Annotated in this window: 20 protein-coding genes and 1 other annotated feature; of the genes, 2 read left to right on the top strand and 18 right to left on the bottom strand. The window is 49.2% G+C overall.

What is annotated here, in order from left to right:
- The 11 genes from glnA to yfmF all read right to left on the bottom strand — a co-directional run bounded on the left by glnA (position 1) and on the right by yfmF (position 13,406).
- On the bottom strand, positions 1–1,314 hold the full coding sequence (glnA, locus tag HCR03_RS02390) for a type I glutamate--ammonia ligase (protein ID WP_187036517.1): 1,314 nt from the start codon (positions 1,312–1,314) through the stop codon (positions 1–3).
- A gap of 276 nt (positions 1,315–1,590) precedes the next feature.
- Complete coding sequence (tyrS, locus tag HCR03_RS02385; protein ID WP_156990936.1) at positions 1,591–2,829, bottom strand: tyrosine--tRNA ligase; 1,239 nt, start codon at positions 2,827–2,829, stop codon at positions 1,591–1,593.
- Positions 2,830–2,883: 54 nt separating this feature from the next.
- Positions 2,884–3,119 (bottom strand) — a binding site (T-box leader).
- 31 nt (positions 3,120–3,150) lie between these two features.
- The gene (gene recN, locus HCR03_RS02380; RefSeq protein ID WP_066650609.1) at positions 3,151–4,836 is read right to left on the bottom strand and encodes a DNA repair protein RecN; all 1,686 of its coding nucleotides are present in this window, start codon (positions 4,834–4,836) and stop codon (positions 3,151–3,153) included.
- 5 nt (positions 4,837–4,841) lie between these two features.
- Positions 4,842–5,291, bottom strand: a complete 450-nt coding sequence (gene argR / locus HCR03_RS02375) for an arginine repressor (protein ID WP_066650460.1) — start codon at positions 5,289–5,291, stop codon at positions 4,842–4,844.
- Positions 5,236–6,150, bottom strand: a complete 915-nt coding sequence (locus HCR03_RS02370; RefSeq protein WP_066650461.1) for an NAD(+)/NADH kinase — start codon at positions 6,148–6,150, stop codon at positions 5,236–5,238. Before HCR03_RS02370 ends, argR begins: the two co-directional genes overlap by 56 nt.
- A complete protein-coding gene (locus tag HCR03_RS02365; RefSeq protein WP_066650462.1) occupies positions 6,147–6,965 on the bottom strand; it encodes a TlyA family RNA methyltransferase in 819 nt (272 codons plus the stop codon). The genes HCR03_RS02370 and HCR03_RS02365 overlap by 4 nt, the downstream gene beginning before the upstream one ends.
- Positions 6,962–8,818 (bottom strand): 1-deoxy-D-xylulose-5-phosphate synthase, encoded by a 1,857-nt coding sequence (gene dxs, locus HCR03_RS02360; protein ID WP_187036515.1) that lies wholly within the window; start codon positions 8,816–8,818, stop codon positions 6,962–6,964. The genes HCR03_RS02365 and dxs overlap by 4 nt, the downstream gene beginning before the upstream one ends.
- Before the next feature lie 4 nt (positions 8,819–8,822).
- The gene (gene folD, locus HCR03_RS02355) at positions 8,823–9,695 is read right to left on the bottom strand and encodes a bifunctional methylenetetrahydrofolate dehydrogenase/methenyltetrahydrofolate cyclohydrolase FolD (RefSeq protein ID WP_066650466.1); all 873 of its coding nucleotides are present in this window, start codon (positions 9,693–9,695) and stop codon (positions 8,823–8,825) included.
- Positions 9,679–10,752: a prolipoprotein diacylglyceryl transferase gene (gene lgt / locus HCR03_RS02350; RefSeq protein WP_187036513.1), complete on the bottom strand. Its 1,074-nt coding sequence runs from the start codon at positions 10,750–10,752 to the stop codon at positions 9,679–9,681. Before lgt ends, folD begins: the two co-directional genes overlap by 17 nt.
- 90 nt (positions 10,753–10,842) lie before the next feature.
- Entirely contained in the window at positions 10,843–12,126 is a 1,284-nt protein-coding gene (yfmH, locus tag HCR03_RS02345) for an EF-P 5-aminopentanol modification-associated protein YfmH (RefSeq protein ID WP_066650470.1), read from the bottom strand.
- On the bottom strand, positions 12,126–13,406 hold the full coding sequence (gene yfmF, locus HCR03_RS02340) for an EF-P 5-aminopentanol modification-associated protein YfmF (RefSeq protein ID WP_187036511.1): 1,281 nt from the start codon (positions 13,404–13,406) through the stop codon (positions 12,126–12,128). The genes yfmH and yfmF overlap by 1 nt, the downstream gene beginning before the upstream one ends.
- A gap of 191 nt (positions 13,407–13,597) precedes the next feature.
- Between yfmF and HCR03_RS02335 the strand changes: the two genes are divergently transcribed.
- Entirely contained in the window at positions 13,598–14,497 is a 900-nt protein-coding gene (locus tag HCR03_RS02335; protein WP_187036509.1) for a DMT family transporter, read from the top strand.
- Positions 14,498–14,551: 54 nt separating this feature from the next.
- Here HCR03_RS02335 and HCR03_RS02330 read toward each other — a convergent pair whose 3' ends face one another.
- The 4 genes from HCR03_RS02330 to dpsA are packed head-to-tail and all read right to left on the bottom strand — an operon-like array spanning position 14,552 to position 17,852.
- On the bottom strand, positions 14,552–15,823 hold the full coding sequence (locus tag HCR03_RS02330; RefSeq protein ID WP_187036506.1) for an O-acetylhomoserine aminocarboxypropyltransferase/cysteine synthase family protein: 1,272 nt from the start codon (positions 15,821–15,823) through the stop codon (positions 14,552–14,554).
- A 27-nt stretch (positions 15,824–15,850) separates the two neighbouring features.
- Positions 15,851–16,372, bottom strand: a complete 522-nt coding sequence (locus HCR03_RS02325; protein ID WP_187036504.1) for a hypothetical protein — start codon at positions 16,370–16,372, stop codon at positions 15,851–15,853.
- Between the two features lie 42 nt (positions 16,373–16,414).
- Positions 16,415–16,987, bottom strand: a complete 573-nt coding sequence (locus HCR03_RS02320; protein ID WP_083210301.1) for a dipicolinate synthase subunit B — start codon at positions 16,985–16,987, stop codon at positions 16,415–16,417.
- On the bottom strand, positions 16,980–17,852 hold the full coding sequence (dpsA, locus tag HCR03_RS02315) for a dipicolinate synthase subunit DpsA (protein WP_187036502.1): 873 nt from the start codon (positions 17,850–17,852) through the stop codon (positions 16,980–16,982). The genes HCR03_RS02320 and dpsA overlap by 8 nt, the downstream gene beginning before the upstream one ends.
- 188 nt (positions 17,853–18,040) lie before the next feature.
- Between dpsA and murC the strand changes: the two genes are divergently transcribed.
- Positions 18,041–19,420: a UDP-N-acetylmuramate--L-alanine ligase gene (murC, locus tag HCR03_RS02310; protein WP_066650613.1), complete on the top strand. Its 1,380-nt coding sequence runs from the start codon at positions 18,041–18,043 to the stop codon at positions 19,418–19,420.
- Positions 19,421–19,580: 160 nt separating this feature from the next.
- On the opposite strand, the gene uvrA is transcribed toward murC, so the two are convergent.
- Genes uvrA through HCR03_RS02295 form a run of 3 tightly spaced genes read right to left on the bottom strand, consistent with a single transcriptional unit; the run spans position 19,581 to position 25,151 of the window.
- Positions 19,581–22,421 (bottom strand): excinuclease ABC subunit UvrA, encoded by a 2,841-nt coding sequence (gene uvrA, locus HCR03_RS02305; protein WP_187036500.1) that lies wholly within the window; start codon positions 22,419–22,421, stop codon positions 19,581–19,583.
- An 18-nt stretch (positions 22,422–22,439) separates the two neighbouring features.
- Positions 22,440–24,404, bottom strand: coding sequence for an excinuclease ABC subunit UvrB (uvrB, locus tag HCR03_RS02300; protein WP_066650479.1), 1,965 nt, complete (start codon positions 24,402–24,404; stop codon positions 22,440–22,442).
- Positions 24,405–24,407: 3 nt separating this feature from the next.
- Entirely contained in the window at positions 24,408–25,151 is a 744-nt protein-coding gene (locus HCR03_RS02295) for a JAB domain-containing protein (protein ID WP_166525142.1), read from the bottom strand.
- Between the last annotated feature and the right edge of the window lie 9 nt (positions 25,152–25,160).

The following is a 25,160-nucleotide window of genomic DNA, read 5'->3' as shown; positions in this document are numbered from 1 at the left end:
CTAGAGCCGGTTTAAGTAACGGCGCAGTTCCCATTCTGTTACCGAAGTAGAATATTGCCGCCATTCTTCTTCTTTTGCTTCCACATATTTATGAAACACAAGATCGCCAAGAACCTCTTTCACAAAAGGATCGCTTTTCATAAACTGAACCGCTTCTCCAAGATCCGCCGGCAAAACATCCGTGTTTTTCTGAATTTCCTCAAAAGATTCCCCCGAAGCGATGGAAGGAGGCGGAAGCAGATCGCGGTTTATTCCATCCATACCGGCGGAAAGAAGCAATGCAAAAGACAGATATGGATTGCATGTTGGGTCGGGATTTCTCAAATCGATCCGGGTACTCTTTCCCCGTGAAGCGGGAAGCCGAATCAAGGTGCCCCTGCGATTTGCGGACCAGCCGACTAAACTGGGGGCTTCCTCCCCGCCCGGAATTATTCTTTTGTAAGAATTAACCAATGGGTTTGTAACCGCGCAGATGCTTTTTATATGCAGCAGAAGGCCGGCGATAAAATTCAAGGCGATATGACTGAGTCCGTTCTGTGAGGACTCGTCATAAAAGGCATTTTGACCGTCCCGAAACAGCGAAAGATTAATATGCATTCCGGAACCCGCGCGTCCGTAAACAGGTTTGGGCATAAAAGTGGCGTAAAGTCCATTTTCATTTGCACAGGATTTAACCACCATTTTAAATGTGACAAAGCGGTCCGCAGCAGTCAGGGCCTCCGCATATTTGAAGTCGATCTCGTGCTGCCCGAACGCGGCCTCGTGATGAGACGCTTCAATTTCATATCCCATTTGCTCAAGGTTCAGGCAGATATCGCGCCTTGCGTTTTCACCCTGATCCAAAGGGCCAAGATCGAAATATCCGGCGGTATCATTTGTTTCGGTTGTCGGGTGACCTAATTCGTCCGTCTGGAACAGATAGAATTCACACTCCGTTCCGACAAAAAAAGTAAAACCCTGATCGGCGGCCTTTTTCAACGCGCGTTTCAGCACGTGCCTGGGATCCCCCGCATATGGAGTCCCGTCAGGCAGGGCAATTTCACAAATCAGCCGTGCGGCTTGACCGCTTTGCGTGTTCCATGGGTAAATCAGAAAAGTGTCCGGGTCGGGATGCAAATACATGTCCGATTCCTGAATTCGAACAAAACCCTCCATGGAAGAACCGTCGAACATGCATTTATTATTGAAAGCCTTTTCGATCTGATCGGCGGAAATGGTCACATTTTTAAAAGATCCTGGAATATCGGTAAACTGAAGGCTTAAAAAGTCGGTATGATTTTCGTTCAAAACGCGGATCATGTCATTTTTTTCCATGTGTGCCGTCATCACCCCCCCCAAAACAACCACAAAGTATGGGACTTGTTTTTGTCAGGTATCTCTTTTCAGACTTATATCTATAATTTTATGCTTTTTCAAAAGCCGTGTCAATCTTTTTCGAATTGAAAGAGCGATTTCATTTTAATGCACAAAATCTGACACGTTTCCAGAGGTTTTCCCTGTTTTTGCAGCTTTTTTTCGAATCAAATGCAAAAGAGTGCTTTCATGTGAAGATGAAAAAGCCTGTTTGGAAGCATTCCAAACAGGCTCGGCTTAGTGTGTCAAAACAATTTTATGGTAGACTTTTTTGCCTTTTTTAAGAATCAGACAAGATTTTTCATTTTCCTGAAAGTCGTCTTTTGAATAAACGGACGCTGGGTCCGACACCTTTTCGCCATCAACGGAGATACCTCCCTGAACGACCAGCCTTCTTGCTTCGCCGCGTGACGAAGCAAGTTTTGCCTTGATCAGCAGATCCAGAACTCCGATGGTTCCGTTCGAAAGGTCGGAAGATGAGATTTCCGTGGTCGGCATATGCTCCGTATCGGAACTGCTTCCAAACAGAGCCTGTGCCCCGTCTCTTGCTTTAATCGCTTCCTCCTCGCCATGAATCTGTTTTGTTACCTCAAAAGCCAGAAGCTCCTTTGCGGGATTTAGCTTTTCCCCTGAAAGCGAGGCGAATTCATTGATCTGCTCCATCGGGACAAAGGTCAGTATTTTCAGGCATTTCAGCACATCGGCGTCCCCGACGTTTCTCCAGTACTGATAGAATTCAAACGGAGAAGTTTTCTGAGGATCCAGCCACACGGCGCCTCTTTCCGTTTTACCCATCTTTTTGCCTTCGCTGTTTGTCAGCAGGGTAACGGTAATGCCATAAGCTTCCCGGTTTTCCTTCCGGCGGATTAGCTCTACGCCGCCGATAATATTGCTCCACTGGTCGTCCCCGCCCAACTGAAGCCTGCAGCCGTAACGGCGGTTCAGCTCCAGAAAATCATAACTCTGCATAATCATATAGTTCATTTCAAAAAAGGACAGTCCGCGTTCCAGTCTTTGCTTATAGCATTCTGCGCTCAGCATGCGGTTTACGGAGAAGCAGACGCCGATATCCCGAAGGAAATTGATATAATTCAGGTTTGTGAGCCAGTCGGCATTGTTTGCCATAATTGCCTTGTCATCGGAAAAATCAATCAGCCTTGACATCTGCTTCTGAAAGCATGAGATGTTGTGCGCGATCTCTTCTTCCGTCAGCATTTTACGCATATCCGTTTTTCCGGACGGGTCGCCAACCATGCCGGTTCCCCCGCCAAACAACGCGATTGGAGTGTGCCCGGCGCGCTGCAAATGCGCCATGACCATGATCGGAATAAAATGGCCTACGTGCAGGCTGTCCGCAGTCGGATCGAACCCGACATAGAACGCGGTTTTTTCTTCATTGAGCAAATGGCGGACTTTTTCCCTGTCCGTTGTCTGCGCAATCAGACCTCGTTCTTCCAAAATTTCAAAAACACCCATTTTGAGTTCCTCCATTTTATCAGGGGACAATCAAAAAGCCCCCTGCAATTTTTTGCAGAGGGCGGAAAATTCCGCGGTACCACCTCAGTTTACCGTCTTCCTCACGGAAGCGGCCTTACGGGTACAGTCCATACCCACGCGCTGTAACGTGCGTTTTCACGGCCGAACCTACTAGCATTTCAATTCGGCGGCTCCGGGATGTATTTCATCCGGCGATCGTACCTGCTCGCACCCAACGCAGGCTCTCTGAACTCTTGCTTCGGATTACTTCTTCCCTTCTCAGCTGTTCAAAGGAAATTATAAGATGTTTTCAGGTGCCTGTCAAGACCCCGAAGAATCGTTTTGCGCCATGCGCAGCATTTCCTCGGCATTCTGCAGCATCAACGGGGTGATTTGTTCTCCGCCCATAATACGCGCAAGTTCCTGCCGTCTGCCTTCCCGGTCCAAACGGTCAACCTGGGTGAAGGTACGCTGATTGCGAACCTGTTTCCGGATCAAGAAATGGGTATCCGCAAGCGCGGCGATTTGGGCCAGGTGCGTCACGCAAATAACCTGGCGGTTTCCCGATACCTCCCGGAGCTTTAACCCGACCTTTTGTGCCGCGCTGCCGCTGACGCCTGTGTCCACTTCATCAAAGATCAAGGTGCCGATATCGTCCCTGCCGGCAAGGACCGTTTTGATGGCAAGCATGATTCGCGAAAGTTCGCCGCCCGACGCCACCTTTGCAATCGGTTTCGCCGGTTCTCCCGCATTCGTTGAGAGATAGAATTCAATCCGATCGCAGCCCGTTTCATTCATCGGGACTTGTTCCCGCCGGATTTCAAACAATACGTTCGGCATGTTCAGAAAACGAAGTTCCTCTTTCACCTTTTGGGTAAAAAGGTCCGCCGCGCCGGCGCGCCATTCGGACAGTTCCGTTGCCAGGGATTCCGCCTGTAACCGGTACTTCTGATATTCTTTTCTAAATTTCTCCGCGTTTTCATCCGAAAGCTGGATTGCGTTCAGCTCCTGCCTGCATTTTTCGAGGTATTCCAGCATTTCATCGACGGAACCGCCGTATTTTAAGCTCAAACGGTAAATTAAATCCAACCGGGCCTCAATTTCGTCCAGCTCCGAGGGATCATACTCCAACAGAGATGAAAAATTCCGCATTTCATCGCTGCAGTCTTCCAGATCATAAGAAATCGCCTGCAGCCGTTCCGCCAGACCGTGCAGTTCGGGAAGATAGTTTTCCGCGGTGTTCAGCGCATCGGCAGCATCCGATACGGCCGAAACCGCCCCGGCGGTCTCCTCATCCCCGCTCAATGCGGTCTTTGCCTGTGAAATTGCCTGCGCAACGCGCTCTGAATTCCGATACAGATTCTTTTGACGGTTCAGGTCTTCCTGCTCGCCCGGATGAAGGTTCGCCGATTCTAGCTCATTGATCTGATAAGTCAGAAGGTCGATTTGCCGCGCTTTTTGTGACTGGTCCATTTTACTGGAATCCAGGCTTGCCTTCATATTCTGCATGGAATGGAAAGCCTCCCGGTAGCGTTTCAAAAGCGCTTCAGGCAGCCCCATGCTGTCCAGATAAGCGATATGTAATTCAGGCGACAGCAAGCCGTAGCTTTCGTGCTGACCATGGATGTTAATCAGCATACTGCCGATCCCCTTAAGGGCGGAAACCGTGGCGGGACGCGCGTTAATTCGGCAGGAAGACTTGCCGTCAGATGAGATTTCACGCTGGAGTATCAAAGTTCCGTCTTCTTCCACAGAATAGCCCGATTCCTCCAGCTTTTGCACCGCGGATCCGTCTTTCAGTTCGAATACGGCAGAAACCAGGGCGTGGTCTGCGCCCGTGCGGATCAATTCCCGGGAAGTCCTTTCTCCCAGGACCGCATTGATGGAATCAATGACAATGGATTTACCCGCTCCGGTTTCACCGGTCAGAACATTAAAGCCGGCGCCGAATTCGATTCGCGCCTTTTCAATCACGGCAATGTTTTCAATATAAAGCTGTGTCAGCATGGCAATCACCTGATAAATTTTTTCAGATCCGCAGACAGCCCTTCCGCAGCGTTCTCATCGCTCATCAGAATAAAAATGGTATCGTCCCCTGAGAGGGTGCCAACAATATTCTCCCAGTGAAGGGTGTCCATTGCGGCACAGACAGCGTTGGCCATTCCGGTCAGGCACTTTATGGCAATCATATTCTGTGCAAATCTCACCGACAAAGCAGCGTCGGAAAAAAGCGAATAGAATTTTGTGGTGTAATCTTTCGCTTCCTCCTGCCCAACCGTATATCTGTATTTGCCGCCTGCCGTCAGCGTTTTGATCAGACGAAGCTCCTTAATGTCGCGGGAAACTGTAGCTTGTGTCACCTCATAGCCTTCATCGCGTAAACGGCGAAGTAATTCCTCCTGCGTATCAATGGAATATTTCCCGATTAATTCCAGTATTTTCGCATGCCGTCGTTCTTTCATGCTCATTTCTCCTCTCTCCAAGTTTATCGGTTACGATCTCGTAAAAATTACTGTCTTTCAATTTTATTATTTTAACGGTGCCGGGCGCTTTGGAAAATTCGATTTTGGTGCCGTCCGGAATTTTGATAAATATCTCACCGTCGATCGTAAGGATTATTTCACTCTCGTAGTCGGAATGAGCCTGAACGCACAGTTTTGCACCCGGACCAAAAACCACCGGTCTGCTCAGCAAAGAGTGCGGGCAGATAGGAGAAAGAAGAATGCAGCTCAGTTCCGGGTCGATAATCGGTCCCCCTGCGGATAATGAGTACGCCGTGGAACCGGTCGGCGTCGCGATAATCAAACCGTCGGAGCGGTAATCGCATACTCTGGCATCGTCCAGTCTGACCTTTAAATCAAGAATCCGCGAAAGTGCTCCCCGTGCGACAACGGCATCGTTTAATGCTGTAAAAACCTTGGGCGTACCATTGTCATTCACCCGGATTTCCAGCATCATTCGTTCCTCAACGCAGTAATTCCCATTTTTGAGTTTCATCAGGCTGTCCAGCTCATCAGTCTCTAAACCGGCGATAAACCCAAGCCTTCCGGTATTCATTCCGAGAATCGGTTTTCCGGCGACTGCGGCGTTTCTGGCACAGTGAATGATGGTGCCGTCCCCGCCGACGGCAATGATGAGATCACAGGACCGAACCATCTCAGCCATGTTATTGAAAAAAACGGCTTCCGCATTCTGAAAGGTTGGTTGGAGTTCCGCTTTCATCAGCACATTCATGTCAAGTTCCCGCAGTTTTTGAATGAGTTTCTGCGTATGGCGTCCGGCATGATCTTTGCTCAGGTTTGGAATCACCGCGACATTCATTTTGATTCACCGCCATTCAGCTCCCGGTGGGATTCTTCGACCAATAAAGCGATATCCGGCGCAAAGTCCGAGGGCAGATCGGATTTTTGAAGGGATAACAGGTATTCTATATTTCCTTCCGGCCCCTTAACAGGCGAAAAAGTCAGGCCAAGAACAGAAAATCCGATTTCCTTCACAAAGCTGATCACTCGCTCAATTACCTGAACATGTACCCTTTTATCCCGGACGACTCCTTTTTTTCCTACCTTCTCCCGGCCGGCCTCAAACTGAGGCTTAATCAGGCAAACGGCCTGGCCGTTTGCCGCCAGAAACCGGTGAGCTACCGGCAAAACCAAACGCAGAGAAATAAAAGATACGTCCACGCTGAAAAAATCGATTGGTTCCGGAATCTGTTCTTCGGTCAGATAACGCACATTGGTTCTCTCAAGATTGACCACGCGGGAATCGGTACGCAGCTTCCACGCCAACTGACCGTACCCGACATCTATGGAATATACCTTTTTTGCTCCGTTCTGAAGCATGCAGTCTGTGAAACCGCCGGTTGAAGCGCCGATATCCATTACCACTTTATTTTTCAGATCAATCGGAAAAGATGCAAGAGCTTTTTCCAGCTTCAAACCGCCACGGCTTACGTAGGGCAGCCGGTCGCCGCGAACCTCAATTTGAACGTCCTGCGGCAACATCGTCCCGGCCTTATCCTGTTTCTGTCCGTTTACATACACTTTTCCGGCCATAATGACCGCTTTGGCCTTTTCCCTGCTTTCCGTATAGCCCTGGTCAAAAATCAGGCAGTCAAGCCTTTTTTTCTCAATCAATCCGAGCACTCCGATACAATCAATTCTGCCATTTCTCCGGCGCTGAGCCCAAGCTGTTCCAAAGCCTGCATCATCGTTTCATGCGGCACAAAACCGTTGATCGCACGGAGATAAAACTTGCCTTGATAAGCGGCCTGGTTCAAAAGAAAAGAAAAATGTTCACCGATGCCGCCCTGTGCAATTCCTTCTTCAAAGAAAAAAACAGCCTTTGCTTTCAGTGCCTCCCGGATGGCTTCCCGGTCGATTGGGAAGATCCGGTTCAGCTTTATAATTCTGGCCTCAATCCCTCTTTCTTTCAAAAGGGACAGCGCCTGACATGCGTTTGAAAAGAGCCTGCCATAAGTAATGAGTGCAATGTCAGCGGATTCATTGCCGTAAAGGCAATAGGCTTTACGACTCCCATGAAAATCAAACGGTCGAAAAAGCTGTTCTCCACGGGGATAACGAACCGCAGCCAGTCCATCGCAATCGTAAAGGGCTTGTCTCATGCTGCTTTGAAGCTCATCATAATAGGAAGGAGAGTAAATAGTGATACCAGGAATCGTTTTCAGAAAAGCAGCGTCAAAAATTCCCTGATGTGTTTCACCGTCTTCCCCGACAATTCCGGCACGGTCAACCGCAAGAACGATTTTTGTCCTTTGCAGGGAAACATCATGAATCAGCTGATCGTATCCCCTTTGCAGGAACGAGGAGTAAACCGCAAACACAGGAAGCATTCCTCCGCAGGCGAGCCCGCCCGCGAACGTAACGGCGTGTTCTTCCGCGATACCGGTATCGAAAAAACGCTCCGGGTACTTTTGCGAAAAGACTGATAAACCCGTGCCTTCCTGCATTGCGGCCGTTATGGCACAGATTCTTTCATCCTCAGAGGCAAGAGAACAGAGTTTGCTGCCAAAAACCGAGGAAAAACTGCCCGCAGCCGTTACCGCTTTCCCGGTCTCGACATTAAAGCAGGAAACCCCGTGAAAGGCTTTGGGATTTTCCTCCGCATAGGAATATCCCTTTCCCTTCCGTGTTAGAACGTGAATCAAAACGGGGTGCGGAATACTTTTGACATTTTGAAAGACTTCCATCAGCTTTTCCGTGTCGTGTCCGTCAAACGGACCGTAATAGTAAAAACCCATATCCTCAAAGATCGTGCTGTTATACAGAAGTTGTTTCAGAATGGATTTTGATTTCGTCAAGGCATGCCGAAATGGTCTTCCTACTCCCGGAATATGATCAAGAGTATTTTCAATATTACCTTTGATTCTAAAATAGGACGGCTTTGTACGAATTCGCGCGAGATAGCGCGCCATGGATCCGACATTGCGGGATATTGACATTTTATTGTCGTTTAAAATAACAATAAAATTTTTGTGAAGCCGGCCCGCGTTATTCATCCCTTCATAAGCAAGACCGCCGGTCAGCGCGCCGTCCCCGATTACAGCGACGACGTGGCCCGCGTCACCCTTTAGTTCCTTTGCTTTGAAGATGCCCAGTGCCGCCGATATGGAAGTGCTGCTGTGCCCGGAAGTCAATGGATCATGAGGGCTTTCCTGACGATTGGGAAACCCGGAAAGTCCTCCGCGTGTCCGTATCGTCCCGATCCGGTCCAGTCTTCCGGTCAGCATTTTATGTGTGTAAGCCTGATGTCCGACATCCCAGACAATTTTGTCCTCCGGTGAATGAAAAACCCGGTGCAGCGCAACCGTGAGTTCCACAACCCCGAGATTTGATGCCAGATGTCCTCCGTTAGTGGAGACGGTCTGAATTATTTTTTCACGGATCTCTGCGCATAATTGAGGCAACTGCTCCGGCGTCAGCTGCTGCAGATCCTTTGGAGAACGGACTGAGTTTAAGAGGCTGCCCATACAGTCAGCAGACTTTCTGGCGGTCCGGAATCGCGTTTTGGATTTTTGCGGCCGTAACCGTATTCCGAAGAAGCATCGCGATTGTCATGGGACCGACTCCGCCTGGAACCGGCGTGATGTAGGAAGCTAGTCTGCTGACCGGCTCAAAATCAACGTCTCCGCAAAGCTTGCCGTTTTCATCACGATCCATTCCCACATCGACCACACATGCGCCCGGCTTTACCATATCGGCGGTAATAAATTTCGGCTTGCCGACGGCGGCAACCAGAACATCGGCGCAGCGGCAGATTTCCTCGAGATCTTTTGTTTTGCTGTGGCAAATGGTAACGGTTCCGTTGTCGTGCAGCAAAAGCATTGCCATTGGCTTGCCGACAATATTGCTCCGTCCCACAACCACACATTTTTTACCGGCAACAGAAATTTTCTCACGATGCAGCATTTCCATGATTCCCGCAGGTGTGCACGGTAGAAAACGATAATTACCAATCATAATTCTTCCGACGTTGGAAGGATGAAATGCGTCGACATCTTTCCAGGGATCAATCGTCTCAATGACGGATTCTTCATCCAAACCATCGGGAAGAGGCAGCTGTACCAAAATGCCGTGAATCTCTTTTTTGTGATTCAGCCGGTTTACCAAATCAAAAAGATCGTCCTGGTGGGTATTTGCGGGCAATGCGTATTTCTCTGAATAAATTCCAGCCGCAGCGCAGGCCTTTTCTTTCAGATTTACATAAGTCTGGGAGGCCGGATCATTGCCAACCAGAACCACCGCCAGACCGGGAATAATGCCCTTGTCCTTCAATTCCTGAACTTCCAAAGCTGTTTCCGCTTTGATTTGCGCAGAAATTGCCTTGCCGTCAATCAGCTTCGCCATCTTTTGTTTCCTCCCCTCCGGCTTTTTCGTCCTGTAAAGAAGCGTCCGCCGCCGGCGCATCCTGCGGCTTATCTTCAGAGTCGCTTTCGGTTTGGTCGGCTGTTTCAGATTCTTCGTTCATATAAGTTCTGGCTTGCTCCGCGGAATCAAAAATCGTACTTGTCCCGTCGTCTGTGTATGTTTCTTCGATTTCTTCCGGTTTTACTTCATCGACAATAGAATTCAGTTCCATAATTTTGCGTGAACCGCAGCCGGTCAAAACCGTTCTGTTTCTGAATACAATCAGAAGTACGATGGCTGCAATTACGGCGGCAGCCGCAACAACCTGAGACACTCTCAGCGGGATGACCGGAGTAATCAAGCTGTCGGTTCGCAGACCTTCGATAAAGAACCGCCCAACGCCGTACCAGAGAGTGTAAAGTAAAAAAACTTGCCCGTCGTATCTTCTGTATTTTCTGCTGAAAATATGTAGCAGAATAAAGCCAAGCAGACACCAGAGCGATTCATAAAGGAAGCAAGGATGCACTCCGGCTGCTGAAACGAGATCCGTGTTCTCACTAATCATCCTCCAAGGCAGGTTGGTTCCTGTTCCAAAAGCTTCCTGATTGACAAAATTGCCCCAGCGCCCGATGCATTGTCCGATTAAAAAACCTAGTGAAGCCAGATCAAGAACAGCAGGGATACTGAGCTTGCGGAGCTTTGCCATCAAGGAGCCGAACAGCAAACCACCGATGATTCCGCCATAGATTCCAAGTCCGCCGTTCCAGATATAAAAAACGCTGATAGGATTTTCAATATACTGGCTGCTTGAATCAAACAAGACATAATAAAGCCTGGCTCCTATTACGCCGAAAATAATTCCGACCATGACAACATCGACAAAACGGTCCGGGTCAACCCGGAATTTTTTACAGCTTTGCAATGCATAAAGAAAAGCCAGGAGGAATCCGGTTGCGATAATGATTCCGTACCAGGCAATCGGATGATTGCCAATTTTAAAAGCGATGGGATCCAGGGTAACATTAATACCAAGTCCCGGGAATTGAACATGATACATCTTATACCACCATTTCTCCACGCAGCACAGGTTTTTAATAGATGATACCCGCCGGGCTTCAGCGTGGAAAGCTCCGGAGGTTTTAGTTTATTATTGATTGGGGAAAATGACAGAAAGCGATGAAAATTCCGAATGCAGCTGATTCTCAAGCCTAGCCATCACGGAATTCAGATCCGTCTGCGCGACGGCGTCAATATACTGGAATAACTCACGGCCGGAAAAGGCAAGAGAGACGAGTGAATTTGCTATGCTGCCCACATGATTGAGCGAAGCGATATTTCTGCCGTACACCGCCTTTTTCGCACATTCAAAGATTCTTCGGTCAAAACCGTTTTTCCGAACGTTTTCAATTTCCCGCTTAATTTCCTGAGCAACCTGTTCCGGGTCTTTTGATTCACCTGAAAAAATCACGGATGCGTAACCGGGACCTTCAAAATACTCATTGCCGAACGAAGCTTCATTAATCAGGCCCGCGTCCAGCAGGCGGCGGAATAAGGGACTTGCGTTGGAAGAAATGGCCTCAAGCAGTATTTCGGTTTCCGCTATCTCTTTTACGGAAGGACGTTTCGATGAGACTTTTTCTTTAAAACCAAGTTCAAAAAGCGGCACCGCAACAGAGAGCTTTTGTTCCACTCTAGCTTTAACGATATGGTCGGGCTCCTGTTCAAAAATCCGATCAATCTGAACGGGCTGCGCGGGCTTTAGCATTTCGTCGCACATTTCCGCAACCCGATCCGGCTGAACATTGCCGGCGATGCAAAGCACCATATTGTTGAGGTTATAAAAAGTATGATAGCATTGATACAATAAATCCGGCGTAATTTTAGCGATCGTTTCTACTGTCCCGGCGATATCTGTTCTGACCGGATGCTTTTGGTAGAGAGCGTCAAGGAGATTGAAAAGGACCCTCCACTGCGGGTCATCGTCGTACATTTTAATTTCCTGACCAATGATACCCTGCTCTTTTTGCACGGTTTGCTCCGTAAAATACGGAGACTGAACAAAATCAAGAAGAATCTTCAGGGATTCATAGACGTTTTCCGTGCAGGAAAATAAATAACAGGTCATGTCAAACGACGTGTAGGCATTTGCCGACGCGCCGGTTTTCGCGAAGCGTTCAAAAGCGTCCCCGTCTTCGCTTTCAAACATTTTATGCTCCAGATAATGAGCAATTCCGGCCGGGACCCGATGAGGCTCGCTTTCCTGAGCGGTTTTAAAGCAGTTGTCAATCGACCCGTATTTTGTACCGAAAATCGCGTAGGTCGAATTGTTTTTTTCCTTTGGATAAACAGTAACCGTAAGTCCGGAGGAATGCTTTCCGGTATAATAGAAATCTCCGGTACGTTCGCTTGTGATTTTTTTCAGCCAATCCATCAGGCTTCCACCCCGCTTCCTTCCAGACGATATACCGTGTCAAGGGTTAACTTCCGCGCGGCTTCAATCACCTGTTCTCTTGTGACGGCGTTTACCAGCTCCGCCTCTTCCTCAGTCCTTTTAACCTTTGGACGGAACGTCTGGGATAAATACCAGGCTTCCAGTCCGTCAAGGGAATCCGACAAGGTGCGGTAGCTGTTGCAAAGGCTCAATTTGGCTGCCGCCAGCTCATTTTCATCAAAGCTGCCCTTTTGAACCTCTTCCAGCTGATTGAGAATTTCCTGCTTTGCCCGGTCGATGTTCTTTGTTTCCACTCCGCTTTGAACCAGCAGAATGCCTTTCATGGGGTTAAACTGGGAACTGCAGTAATAGCATAGGCTCAGTTTTTCCCGAACATTCAAGAACAGCTTTGAGCTTGGAGTACCGCCGAAGAGCGCGTTAAAAAGTTTCATGGCAGGAACGCCGGCATCAGGTTCCGCGCACGCGGTGCGGAATCCCATGACCAGCTTCGACTGCACAACATCCATTTTTTCAGTGGTTTCGGCGGCGCTTGCTGCCGACGGCACTGACTGATTCGGGCAATCAACAGAATCAGTTCTGGCAAGATTTTGAAACGCGGCGTAAAAATCCTGATAAACGGGTTCCGGGTCGCAATCACCCAAAACCATAATCTCAGCTTTTGCACGGTGAATCAGGTTTTCCCATACCTGAGTCAGGTCCTCGCGTTTCAGCTCCTGAATTTGCTGCCTTGTTCCGCAGCGGCCGATCCCGTAAGGTTCTTTTGCACACATTAACTCTTCGCACTTCAGCTTGGCATACATGCGTTTGTCGTTAAATTCAGAGTCCACCATTTCGATCAGCTGGCGTTTTTCCTGTTCAAAGCCCTGAACGGGGAAAAGGCCGTTTTCCAACGGCGGGTCAAATATAATGCTGCACAGAAGCTTGGCCAATTCTGCGGAAACACTCTCCCCGTTCAAGGAATAACGGTCCGCAATTCCGGATGCTGAAACGGATAGAACCTGAATGTCCCCAAGCTTTTGTACATTTGCATCCAGTACCGCTCCGTAAAGTTCGGCCAGATGTGCGTTTAATTTTGAGAAATCAGGATATTTTCTGCTTGCACGACTGAGCAGAAAAGGAAGAATGGAATTTTCAGAAACGGTCTCTTTTGCAAGAGGCCATAAAAAATGAACGGACATGCGGATTGTTTTAAAACGATCATCCCGTATGCTGCGGAAATTCACGCCGCTGCAAACAGCCCGCTGTTCAATTCCTGTCATTATTGATTTCATCTCCAAAACAGATTCGGTGAAACAAAAATAATTATACCACAGTTCCACAAGTTAGAAAAGAATGATTCGATAGGATTCCATTAAAATTTACAAATTAGAAACGTATTTTTCCGTATTGCCGATTGTTGAAAGGAATGCTATAATATTTCATTGTCGTATTTTAGGATTGAGGTGCTAAGTTGAGAATTTTACGAAATCGATCAGTTGCTGCGGAGCTGGGCATTGTTCTTGTCACAATGATTTGGGGCAGCAGCTTTGTTGTTGTAAAAAACGCAACGGACACGGTGCCGGCCGCAACCATGATTGTGCTGCGATTCAGTATCGCGGCTGTGTTTCTCTGTCTTTTCTTTTTTAAAAAATTGAAACAGATCAACCTCTTTTATATCAAATGGGGTTTTGTAATCGGCCTTCAAAATTTTGCCGGATATGAACTGCAGACAGTCGGGGTTGAATATACCACGGCCGGAAAAAATGCATTTCTCACCGCGGTCTACTGTGTCATTGTTCCATTTTTGTATTGGGCGGTGCGAAAACAGCAGCCTCGACTTTTTCATCTTGTTTCAGCCTGTATGTGTATTACGGGAGTCGGTCTGCTTTCCATTCAGAATGGTTTTTCCATGAATCCGGGCGACCTGCTTTCTCTCGCCTGCGGGCTGTTTTTTGCAATGCAGATCGTAACCATCAGTATTCTTACCGAAAAACACGACCCTATTCTGATCTGCATTACGCAAGCGTTTGCCACAGTAATTTTTGCGTTACCGTTTGCTGTATGGACGGAAAAGATTCCGACTTCCCTGCCGGCTCAATCCGTTTTCTCTCTTCTGTATCTTGGCATCATCGGTACCATGCTGACGACCGTTCTTCAGACGATTTGTCAAAAGTATACGCCGCCGGCAAAAGCTTCACTGATCATGTCTCTGGAATCTGTTTTCGGAACTATCTGCGGCATCGTTTTTCTGCATGAGTCCCTCACCATACGAACCTTTGGCGGATTTCTGCTGATTTTTATCGCAATGATGCTTTCGGAGCACGGAGACCGCATATTCCTGTCCGGAAAAAAGCTGAAAACAGTGAAATAAAAATTGCCTTCCGGTTCTCTTTTTCCGGGAGGCAATTTTGATACAAGATTCTATTCAGAGCTTAGCAAGGGCCTGTTTGATATCGCCGAGGATATCTTCGATGTTTTCAATCCCGACGGACAAACGGATCATATTGGGGCTGATGCCGGCATCTTTCAGCTGCTCATCATTCAACTGCCGATGCGTGGTGCTTGCAGGGTGCAGGACACAGGTGCGCAGGTCGGCAACATGGATGACAATGGAAGCAAGTTCGAGGTTTTCCATGAACTTTGCCGCCGCGTCCCTGCCGCCCTTTACTCCAAAGGAAATAACGCCGCAGGTTCCGTGCGGCATATACTTTTTGGCAAGCTCATAGTATTTGCTGCTTTTCAGGCCGGGGTAATTGACCCATTCGATTTTGTCGTTGCTTTCCAGAAATTCCGCAACCGCCGTCGCGTTGGAACAATGCCGCTGCATGCGTAGCGCAAGCGTTTCAAGACCAAGATTGAGAAGAAATGCATTCATCGGGGACGATTGTGCCCCAAGGTCCCGCATCAGGTGAACGCGCGCCTTGACAATATAGGCGCTTTTCCCGAAGTCCTTCGTATAAACCGTTCCGTGATAGGAATCGTCCGGTTCGGTCAGCATAGGAAACTTTCCGTTGTCCCAGTTGAAATTGCCGCTGTCCACTATCGCGCCGCCGACCTGAACCGCGTGCCCGTCCATGTATTTTGTAGTGGAATGCACGACAACATCGGCTCCGAATTCAAACGGACGGCAGTTGACGGGGGTTGGAAAAGTATTATCGACAATCAGCGGGACACCGTGCTCGTGAGCCGCTTTTGCGAACAATTCAAGATCGGTTACGATAAGGGACGGGTTGGAAAGTGTTTCCGTAAACACACAGCGCGTATTTTCCTGAAAAGCCGCGTCCAGTTCATCTTTTGTGCTGTCGGCGGAGACAAAGGTGCATTCAATCCCCATTTCACGTATGGTTTTATAAAAAAGATTGAAGGTTCCGCCATAAATTGCGCTGCAGGCAATCATATGGTCGCCGGAGTGACAAATATTTAAAATTGAGATCAGAGAAGCGGCCTGCCCGGCGGATGTTAAAAGCGCGCCGACTCCTCCTTCCAGCACGGCGATTTTTTTCTCCACGGCATCAATCGTCGGGTTTCCGATTCTGGTATAAAAAAATCCGTCGGCTTTCAAATCAAAAAGCTCGCCAAGCGTCTGCGCGCTGTCGTATTTAAATGTTGTGCTCTGAACAATCGGAAGAACCCTGGATTCTCCGTTTTTCGGTTCGTATCCCGCATGAATGCAGTCTGTATCTATATGGTATCCCATGAAAAAACTCCTTTTATTAAATATACTTTAAGTAAGTGCGGATTTTATAAAATCAATGAATTCATCCGCAATCGATACAACGCCCCAGACAAGAGCCAGAAACATGACAGCCGATAGGATACGTACCAAAATACGCTCTCCGCGGCTCATCGCTGCCGATGGGTCTTCATCTGAATTCTGAGGGCCGTTTCTTTCGAATTTGTTTTCGCCCAGTGCCCCGATTCCGTGCAAAATCTCTTCGCAGCGTTCCACTTCCCCATACGGAACGAAAATATGATAAAGCGAATTCGGCATTTTTCCGTACAAAATAGAAGGCGGCGCACCAGGCCCGCACATTCGTTCTTCATGAGGAATGCCGTTGCTGTCAAACGCAGCGCGGATCATGCCGCACTGCATTTCATCTGCCGTAAAAAGCATAACGGGGTCGTTTGCCCGAACCTCCCGAAGCTTTTTGCTTCCGCAGGATGGGCATACGGCCTCCGATTTGGCAAGAACCTGGCATTTTGCGCAGTAGAGCATCCGTTTCACTTCCAATCTGTTTCCAATCATAGCAATTTTTACTTTGAATTTCAAGCTGTGTTTTGATTTTTTCTATCGCCACACCGGCTGAAGCTGATTTCCCTGCAAAGCCGCGAGAGCGGCTGGAAGAATCAGGCTGAAGTCCGCCACGGCGGAATTCGGTTTCTTTTCGGGATTGTCCTGGCGCATGGGTACGAAATAAATATGTTTTACATTCATCAGCCTGCCCAAATTCTGCGCGGAGGCAGCCAGAGCATCGTTTGTGGCCGGAGCCAGCACGACCGGAATTCCGATTCTCAGACAGGATTTGACGGCCATTGTAACAGCTGTGTCCGTAATACCGTTTGCAAGTTTTGCAAGCGTGTTGCCGGTACACGGCGCGACGATCATCAGATCGACAAGCTTTTTGGGGCCGATCGGTTCGGAACCGACAATACTTGTAATGACATCTTTGCCGCAAATGTCGCTGACCTGCCAGAGAAAATCTTTCGCCCTGCCGAAACGTGTATCGGTGGAAGAAGCGGTTTCCGACATGATCGGCAAAAGCCTGTAACCCTGCCCGGCAATTTTTCTCATTTCGTCCAGTACGCTGTCAAACGTACAAAACGATCCGCACATTGCGAATCCGAACGTAATCTCATTCAAAACGCCGACACTCCTTCAGAATATGATAAATCGTTTCTTTGATGATTTCTCCAGCTGCCTTCGGCGCGACTTTTCCCGGAAGCGCGAGCGCATGAATCACATGAAGATCCAGCTCTTCCGCAGCCTGCAGATCCACTCCGCCCGGAAGAGACGCAAGATCGATAATGAGAGGATCACATTGCATTTTTGTCAAAACGGAACGATCAAAAACAGGATACGGAATTGTGTTAAAAATCATGTCGTAGTTTCCCGTTCCAACCTGCTCCGTCAAAATGCCCGAGTATCCGCAGGAACGAATCCATGCGAGATCCGCTTGTTTTCTTGCGCTGACAGTGACACGGGCTCCGATTCCGTAAAGCATCCGGGAAAGCACTTTGCCAATCCGACCGTACCCGGCGACAAGGCACCGGCTTCCGTTCAATGTGCCGGGGTATTCCCTCATCGCGATTTCAATGGCGCCTTCCGCCGTGGGAACCGCATTGCGAACGGCAAACTCCTCCCGCAAACTGTAATCGTGCGTATTGATGCGGTCCCACTGCCTGCTCGTTTGAAAAAGCCGCCCCATTTTACCGCCGAAAACTTGTTTGTCTCGCAGAAGCTCTGCAAAATTATCGTCCAATACAATCTGCTTCTTACTGTAATCCGCTTTCAGGTGAATTCCGTCGGAGGTTACCGGCAAAGGAAGAATGATAGATTCACAGTGTCTAATCACTTCCTCTAATTCCGACTTGCGAATCATTTCGTGAAACTCCACATCCTCAAAACCAAAGGCGTATACGGAAAAGCCGTCCGCGGCGATGGATTCCGCCATTGCGATCTGCCGCCCGTCCCCGCCCAAAACTCCGAAACTGCAGTTTTCTTTCATAAAGAGAAGCCCCCTGCTATTTTCTTCTAACATAGTATGGAGGTGGTTCCTGCAATGTGATTCTATGGAAGAAATGCAAAAATATATTTTCTGTTGCATATATTCCAAAATGTGATTATTATAAATATGTTTGGCAATATATTTATTTGAGCGCTTTCTGCACAAAAACAATGGTAAGGAGAAAACTTATGGAATTATACGACACCCTGTCAAAGGTTAAAAAAATACATTTTGTTGGAATCGGAGGATCGGGGATGTGCCCGATTGCCGAAATTCTGTTCCATCAGGGCTATCAACTGACCGGGTCGGATATCAGCGAATCGGATACTCTGGAGCGGGTCCGTTCTTACGGGATCCCGGTTTTCATGGGGCAAAAAGCGGAGAACATCGACGGAGCCGAACTGGTGGTTTACACCGCCGCCGTAAAGCCGGATAACCCGGAGCTGGTGGCCGCGCGGGAGAAAAATATACCGACGGTCGAGCGGTCCGTTATGCTCGGGATGGTGGCTCGCCGGTATGAAAACGCAGTGGCTGTTTCCGGAACGCACGGCAAAACGACGACGACGGCCATGATCACTCAGATTCTGATCGGCGCCGGAAAAGACCCCTCCGCTGTAATTGGAGGGAAACTGCCGCTCATCGGCGGAAACGGACGCGTGGGGCATTCCGACACCATCGTCTGCGAAGCCTGTGAGTATGTCGATACTTTTCTGCAACTACACCCCGCAATTTCCGTAATTCTGAATATTGATAACGATCACCTTGATTATTTCGGCACGGTGGAAAACACCATTCGCTCTTTTCATCAGTTTGCCGAACAGACATCCCGCCTTCTTGTCGTAAACGGGGACAATAAAAACGCAATGAAAGCGGTTGAGGGCCTCGAGGGGAAGGAGATTCTCACCTATGGGTTTGACAAGGAAAACGATTATTACGCGGACGAAATTTGCAATACACTACGGGCCCGTGAAAAATTCGTCGTTTATCGAAAGGGCGAAAAACTGGCCGAAGTCACCCTGAGTGTTCCGGGCAAGCACAACATTTATAACGCCCTGGCCGCTTTTGCGGTCGCGGACCATCTGGGCATAGAGCCCAAAGTGATTGCGGAAAATCTGCATCAGTTTACGGGAGTCCACCGCAGATTTGAACTGCTGGGCGAATATGGCGGGGTTACGGTGGCCGATGATTTTGCGCACCACCCAACCGAAATCGCGGCGACGCTGACCGCCGCAAAGCAGATGGGCTTTTCACGGGTCTGGGCTGTTTTTCAGCCGCATACGTATTCCAGAACCTATATGCTGCTGGACGACTTTGCAAAGGTTTTACAAATCGCGGACCGGGTCGTGCTTTCTGAAATTCTTGCCGTTCGCGAAACGAATACGTATCATATCTATGCCAAAGACCTGGCCGACAAAATTCCGGGGTGTGTCTGGTTTAAAACATTTGATGAGATTTCGGACTATATGCTGGAACATGCGAAAGACGGCGATCTGATTTTGACCCTCGGCGGCGGCGACGTCTATAAATGCGCCAATCTGATTGTCAAAAAATATCAGCAAAAAAATTAGCAGCGGCGGGGATTCCCCACTGCTGCAAAAAAAATCGGAGCCTGCTATGAAATGTCAAAAGCCAGGCAAAATCCTGACTGGCTTTTGAGGATACGGTTCATAGCGGCTCTTTTTATGCCCATTTCAGGCTTGTCTTTTCCATATTGCGGTTCGTTTTAAGCTACTCGGCAGAATCCTTTCCCTCCAGCATTTTTTTCAGATATTGTCCTGTATAGGATTCGGGAACCATTGCAATTTCTTCCGGGGTACCGGTGGCGACAATCTGACCTCCGGCGTTTCCTCCCTCCGGCCCCAGGTCAACAATATAATCCGCCGTCTTAATCAAGTCCAGATTATGCTCAATGACAAGAACCGTGTTTCCGCCGTCGACCAGTTTCTGAAGAACTTCGATCAGTTTATGAACGTCCGCGATATGAAGGCCCGTGGTTGGCTCGTCCAAAATGTAGATGGTTCTTCCAGTCGGGCGTTTGCTCAGCTCAGACGCCAGCTTGACCCGCTGTGCTTCTCCGCCCGACAGCGTGGTCGCGGGCTGGCCGATTTTTACATAGCCGAGTCCCACGTCGTAAATCGTCTGCAGTTTCCGCGCGATGCGTGGAATGCCGGAAAAGAACTGAAGCCCTTCTTCCACGGTCATTTCCAGTACGTCATAAATGCTTTTTCCCTTATATTTGATTTCGAGTGTTTCACGGTTATAGCGCTTTCCCTTGCAGACGTCGCAGGGAACGTAAACGTCCGGAAGAAAGTTCATCTCAATCTTGATGATTCCGTCTCCCTCGCAGGCTTCACAGCGCCCTCCCTTCATGTTAAAGGAAAACCGGCCGGAAGTATAGCCGCGAAGTTTGGCGTCCTGCGTGGACGCAAACAAATCCCGAATATCGGTAAAGACGCCGGTGTAGGTCGCCGGGTTGGAACGGGGCGTGCGCCCGATCGGCGACTGGTCGATCTGGATGACCTTATCCAGCGCGTCCAGCCCGGTAATTTTTTGAAACGAACCCGGGCGGGTTTTGGCTCCGTTCAGTTCCGCGGCAAGGTATTTATAAAGAATTTCATTGATCAGCGAAGACTTTCCGGAACCTGAAACACCGGTGACGCAGATAAACTCGCCGAGAGGAAAATTCACGCTGACATTTTTCAGATTGTTCTGCGACGCGCCGACGATGGAGAGCTTTTTCCCGTTTCCTTCCCGCCTTTTCTCGGGAATATCAACCTTCCTGCGCCCGCTCAGATAATCTCCGGTAACGGAACCTTTGCATTTCAGAATATCCCGGACCTTGCCGTTGAAAACGACCTCTCCGCCATGGACGCCAGCGCCGGGGCCGATGTCGACGATATGGTCGGCGGCCAGCATAGTTTCTTCGTCGTGTTCGACAACAATGACGGTATTGCCGATGTCCCGCAGGTGCTTCAGCGTATCAAGCAGCTTCGTGTTATCCCTTTGGTGAAGGCCGATGCTGGGTTCGTCCAGAATGTACAAAACGCCGGTCAGGGAGGAACCGATCTGTGTTGCAAGGCGGATTCGCTGGCTTTCTCCGCCGGAAAGAGTTCCCGCCGACCTGGAAAGCGTCAGATATTCCAGGCCGACGTTCTTTAAAAAGCCGAGACGGCTGCGAATTTCCCTCAGGATGAGCCGGGCAATCATATTTTCCCGTTCCGAGAGCTTCAGACGGTCAAAAAACTCAAGAGCTTCGGAGATGGACTTGTCGCACAGGTCGGCGATATTGATGCCGCCCACCGTCACGGCAAGGCTGACGGGAGACAGCCGTTTTCCATGGCAGGCATCGCAGGGGATCGCGCTCATATAGGACTGTATTTCTTCTTTGATCCAGTTGCTTTGCGTGTCCCGGTAGCGGCGTTCAAGATTGTTGACGACGCCTTCAAATTCAGTTTGGTAGACGCTGTGCGCGAAATCGGTGCTTCGCTCCACCCGTATTTTTTCACCTTTGGTGCCGTACAGAAGTATGTCGATAATCTGTTTCGGGAGCTTTCCGACCGGAGTGTCAAGGGAAAAATGATAGTGCTTCGCAAGCGCTTGAAAATACATCGCAGCGATGGTGTTGCCTTCCATCGCCCATCCCCCGGCTTTGATGCCTCCCTGATTGATCGAGAGATTCTTATCGGGAAGAATCAGATTCGGGTCGATCTTCATAAAGAGTCCAAGACCGGAACATTTAGGGCATGCGCCGAAGGGATTGTTAAAGGAAAACATCCGGGGCGTCAGCTCTTCCACACTGACGCCGTGCTCCGGACAGGCATAGTTTTGTGAAAACATATGATCTTCTCCGTCAACGACGCTGATGACGGTTAAACCGCCCGACAACCCGGAAGCCGTTTCAATGGAATCAGCCAGGCGTGACCGCACGGATGGTTGTATCACGAGTCTGTCCACAACAATCTCGATCGTATGTTTTTTGTTTTTTTCCAGTTTGATGGTTTCTGAAAGATCGTAAATAAGGCCGTCGGCACGGACGCGGACATATCCGCTTTTCCTCGCGGCCTCGAATTCTTTCTGATGCTCCCCTTTCCTTTCACGAACAACGGGAGCCAGCACAAGAATTTTTGAGCCTTCCGGAAGGCTCATGACCTGGTCGACAATCTGGTCGATCGTCTGCTGACGGATTTCCCTGCCGCAGACCGGGCAATGCGGAATCCCAATTCTGGCGTACAGCAGACGCAGATAATCGTAAATTTCCGTGACGGTTCCGACGGTTGAACGCGGGTTCTTTGAGGTTGTTTTCTGATCGATGGAGATGGCCGGAGAAAGGCCGTCGATGGAATCGACATCCGGCTTGTCCACCTGCCCAAGAAACTGCCGCGCATACGAGGATAAGGACTCCACGTACCTGCGCTGCCCTTCCGCGTAGATCGTATCAAACGCAAGCGAGGACTTCCCGGAACCGGAAAGCCCTGTAAAGACGATCAGCTTGTCACGCGGTATCTCCAAATCGATATTTTTCAGATTGTGTTCTCTGGCGCCTTTGACTAGAATGGTTTTTGCTGACATACTTCCTCCGTAATCCTGCTACTTTCCGCTGCTGAGCTCCTTTATCCGGTCGCGCAGCCATGCGGCGTGCTCAAATTCCAGCAGCTTGGCGGCCGCTTTCATCTCCTTGGTTAGCTCTTCTATCATTCGTTTCCGTTCGGAAGACGTAAGACGTTTGCGTTTCTTGCCGGCATCCGAATCTTCTCTTTTGGAACTGATTTCAAGAATGTCGGAAACATTCTTGACGATCGTTTTCGGCGTTATGCCGTGTTCCTGATTGTACCGCATCTGAATATCGCGCCTGCGCTGGGTTTCCCGAATTGCCGCCTCCATGGAGGGCGTAACGGAATCCGCGTACATGATCACCTGTCCGTTCGCGTTGCGGGCCGCGCGGCCGATGGTCTGAATCAGAGAACGCTCGCTGCGCAGGAAGCCCTCCTTGTCCGCGTCGAGAATGGCGACCAGAGAAACCTCCGGAATATCCAGTCCCTCGCGCAAAAGGTTAATCCCGACCAGTACATCGAATTCGCCCAACCGCAAGTCGCGAATGATTTCCATTCGTTCAATCGTATCGATATCATGGTGCATATAGCGTACGCGAATTCCCATGGAATCCAGATATGACGTAAGATCCTCCGACATTTTTTTGGTCAGCGTTGTAACCAGCACGCGCTCTTTCTTCGCGGCTCTCAGGTTGATTTCCGAAATCAGATCGTCGATCTGTCCCTCGGTCGGCTTTACAATGATTTCCGGATCCACCAGTCCGGTCGGACGAATGACCTGCTCGACAATCTGCGCTGATTTTTCTTTTTCCAGGTCGCCCGGCGTCGCGCTGACAAAGACCGCCTGATTGATATGCCGGTAAAATTCATCGAAATTCAGCGGGCGGTTATCATAAGCGGAAGGAAGGCGGAAGCCGAAGTTGATCAGCGTTTCCTTTCTGGCTCTGTCCCCCGCATACATAGAGCGAACCTGAGGCAGAGTGACATGGGACTCATCCACAAAAAGAATAAAATCCTTTGGAAAATAGTCGAGCAGCGTAAACGGCGAGCTTCCGGGTTCCCGCCCGGAAAGAACGCGGGAGTAGTTCTCAATCCCTTTACAAAACCCGATCTCTCCCAGCATTTCCATGTCGTAACGCGTCCGCTCCTGTATGCGCTGTGCTTCGATCAGCTTGTTCTGACTTTGAAACAGCGCTACGCGTTCCTCCATCTCCCGGTTAATCTCGGAAATTGCGCGCATCATTTTTTCTTTCGGAACAATATAATGAGAGGCGGGATATATCGCGATATGCTTTAAATCCGATTTAATATCCCCTGTAAGAGGATTGATTTCGCGGATTCTGTCGATCTCATCCCCAAAAAACTCCACGCGTACCGCCGTGTCGTTGGACTGAACAGGAAAAATCTCGACCACGTCGCCATGGACGCGGAATTTATTTCGGATAAAATTGACGTCGTTTCGTTCATATTGGATTTCGACCAGCCTTTTTAACAGCTCGTCACGGTTTTTCTTCATCCCGGGGCGCAGAGAAATGACCATGGTCCGGTAATCGATTGGGTCGCCCAGACTGTAAATGCAGGAAACACTGGCGACAATAATCACGTCCCGGCGTTCAGAAAGCGCGGAAGTAGCGGAGTGCCTAAGTTTATCGATTTCGTCGTTAATTGCGGAGTCCTTCTCAATATAGGTATCCGTCGTGGGAATATATGCTTCCGGCTGATAATAATCATAATAACTGACAAAATACTCCACGGCGTTTTCCGGAAAAAACTCACGAAATTCTGAACAAAGCTGTGCCGCAAGCGTTTTGTTATGGGCCAGCACCAAGGTCGGCCGGTTCATTTGGGCAATGACGTTTGCCATGGTAAACGTCTTTCCGGAGCCGGTTACTCCAAGCAGGGTTTGCTCCCGCGCTCCCTTGCCAAGCCCGTCCACCAGTTGCCGAATCGCTTTCGGCTGGTCCCCGGTCGGTTGATAGTTTGAAACCAGTTTAAAATCCATTTTTTACTCCAGTTCAGGGTTAAACAAATCCGGCATCAGTTCGCTTTTTGCAATCGAAAGATAATCGTTGCCGCTGACGATGATGTGGTCGATCAGCCTGACCTCCACCGTGTCCAGCGCCTCATAGATCCACCGCGTTGTGCTCAGATCCTGCTTGGACGGCAGACAATTTCCGCTAGGGTGATTATGGGATAAAATAGCGTAAACGGCGTCATACTGCACGGAGAGCCGGACAATCTTTTTAATGTAAATACTGGCGGAATTCACGGCTCCCTCATCCACAACATCGCAGTACAGAACACGGGTCTTGCTGTCCAGAAGCATCAAAACCACGACTTCGTTCTGGCGGCCGATAAATTTGTTCACCAGGCGCTTGCCGGCTTCGTCGTAGCTGTAAATATAAGTTTTATCGCGGTCGAGGTCCTCTTGATACCTTCGGCAAAGCTGAGGAATCAATTTAATCAATGTTGCCGCCGACATTCCGATCCCGTTAACTTTCAGGAGTTCTTCAAACGGGGCGTCGAAAGTCCCGGACAGAGAACCGAATTTCTGCAGAAGCTGGTGGGCAATCGGATTTGTATCCTTAAGCGGAATTGCATAAAAAAGGAGAAGTTCCAAAACTGAATGTGCCTGAAAAGAATCCAGCCCGCCGGCTAAAAATTGATTTTTTACCCGTTCCCTGTGCCCTACGTGCAGAGATTCCGTTTCAGGCTGCTTCCGATTTTGTGCAGTGGTGTTTTTCTCCAAAAGCAGCCG

This window comes from Caproicibacter fermentans (assembly GCF_014303955.1).
GTDB classification, from domain to species: Bacteria; Bacillota; Clostridia; order Oscillospirales; family Acutalibacteraceae; genus Caproicibacter; species Caproicibacter fermentans.
Note: the sequence above shows the minus strand (reverse complement) of the source record. Positions and strands in the feature narration are given on the sequence as shown.

What these genes read in the sequence shown, in the direction of transcription:
- glnA (WP_187036517.1), bottom strand. Translation starts at nt 1,314, where the DNA reads ATGGAAAAAAATGACATGATCCGCGTTTTGAACGAAAATCATACCGAC.
- tyrS (WP_156990936.1), bottom strand. Translation starts at nt 2,829, where the DNA reads ATGGGTGTTTTTGAAATTTTGGAAGAACGAGGTCTGATTGCGCAGACA.
- recN (WP_066650609.1), bottom strand. Translation starts at nt 4,836, where the DNA reads ATGCTGACACAGCTTTATATTGAAAACATTGCCGTGATTGAAAAGGCG.
- argR (WP_066650460.1), bottom strand. Translation starts at nt 5,291, where the DNA reads ATGAAAGAACGACGGCATGCGAAAATACTGGAATTAATCGGGAAATAT.
- HCR03_RS02370 (WP_066650461.1), bottom strand. Translation starts at nt 6,150, where the DNA reads ATGAATGTCGCGGTGATTCCAAACCTGAGCAAAGATCATGCCGGACGC.
- dxs (WP_187036515.1), bottom strand. Translation starts at nt 8,818, where the DNA reads ATGGGCAGCCTCTTAAACTCAGTCCGTTCTCCAAAGGATCTGCAGCAG.
- folD (WP_066650466.1), bottom strand. Translation starts at nt 9,695, where the DNA reads ATGGCGAAGCTGATTGACGGCAAGGCAATTTCTGCGCAAATCAAAGCG.
- lgt (WP_187036513.1), bottom strand. Translation starts at nt 10,752, where the DNA reads ATGTATCATGTTCAATTCCCGGGACTTGGTATTAATGTTACCCTGGAT.
- yfmH (WP_066650470.1), bottom strand. Translation starts at nt 12,126, where the DNA reads ATGGATTGGCTGAAAAAAATCACAAGCGAACGTACCGGAGATTTCTAT.
- yfmF (WP_187036511.1), bottom strand. Translation starts at nt 13,406, where the DNA reads ATGACAGGAATTGAACAGCGGGCTGTTTGCAGCGGCGTGAATTTCCGC.
- HCR03_RS02330 (WP_187036506.1), bottom strand. Translation starts at nt 15,823, where the DNA reads ATGGGATACCATATAGATACAGACTGCATTCATGCGGGATACGAACCG.
- HCR03_RS02325 (WP_187036504.1), bottom strand. Translation starts at nt 16,372, where the DNA reads ATGATTGGAAACAGATTGGAAGTGAAACGGATGCTCTACTGCGCAAAA.
- dpsA (WP_187036502.1), bottom strand. Translation starts at nt 17,852, where the DNA reads ATGAAAGAAAACTGCAGTTTCGGAGTTTTGGGCGGGGACGGGCGGCAG.
- murC (WP_066650613.1), top strand. Translation starts at nt 18,041, where the DNA reads ATGGAATTATACGACACCCTGTCAAAGGTTAAAAAAATACATTTTGTT.
- uvrA (WP_187036500.1), bottom strand. Translation starts at nt 22,421, where the DNA reads ATGTCAGCAAAAACCATTCTAGTCAAAGGCGCCAGAGAACACAATCTG.
- uvrB (WP_066650479.1), bottom strand. Translation starts at nt 24,404, where the DNA reads ATGGATTTTAAACTGGTTTCAAACTATCAACCGACCGGGGACCAGCCG.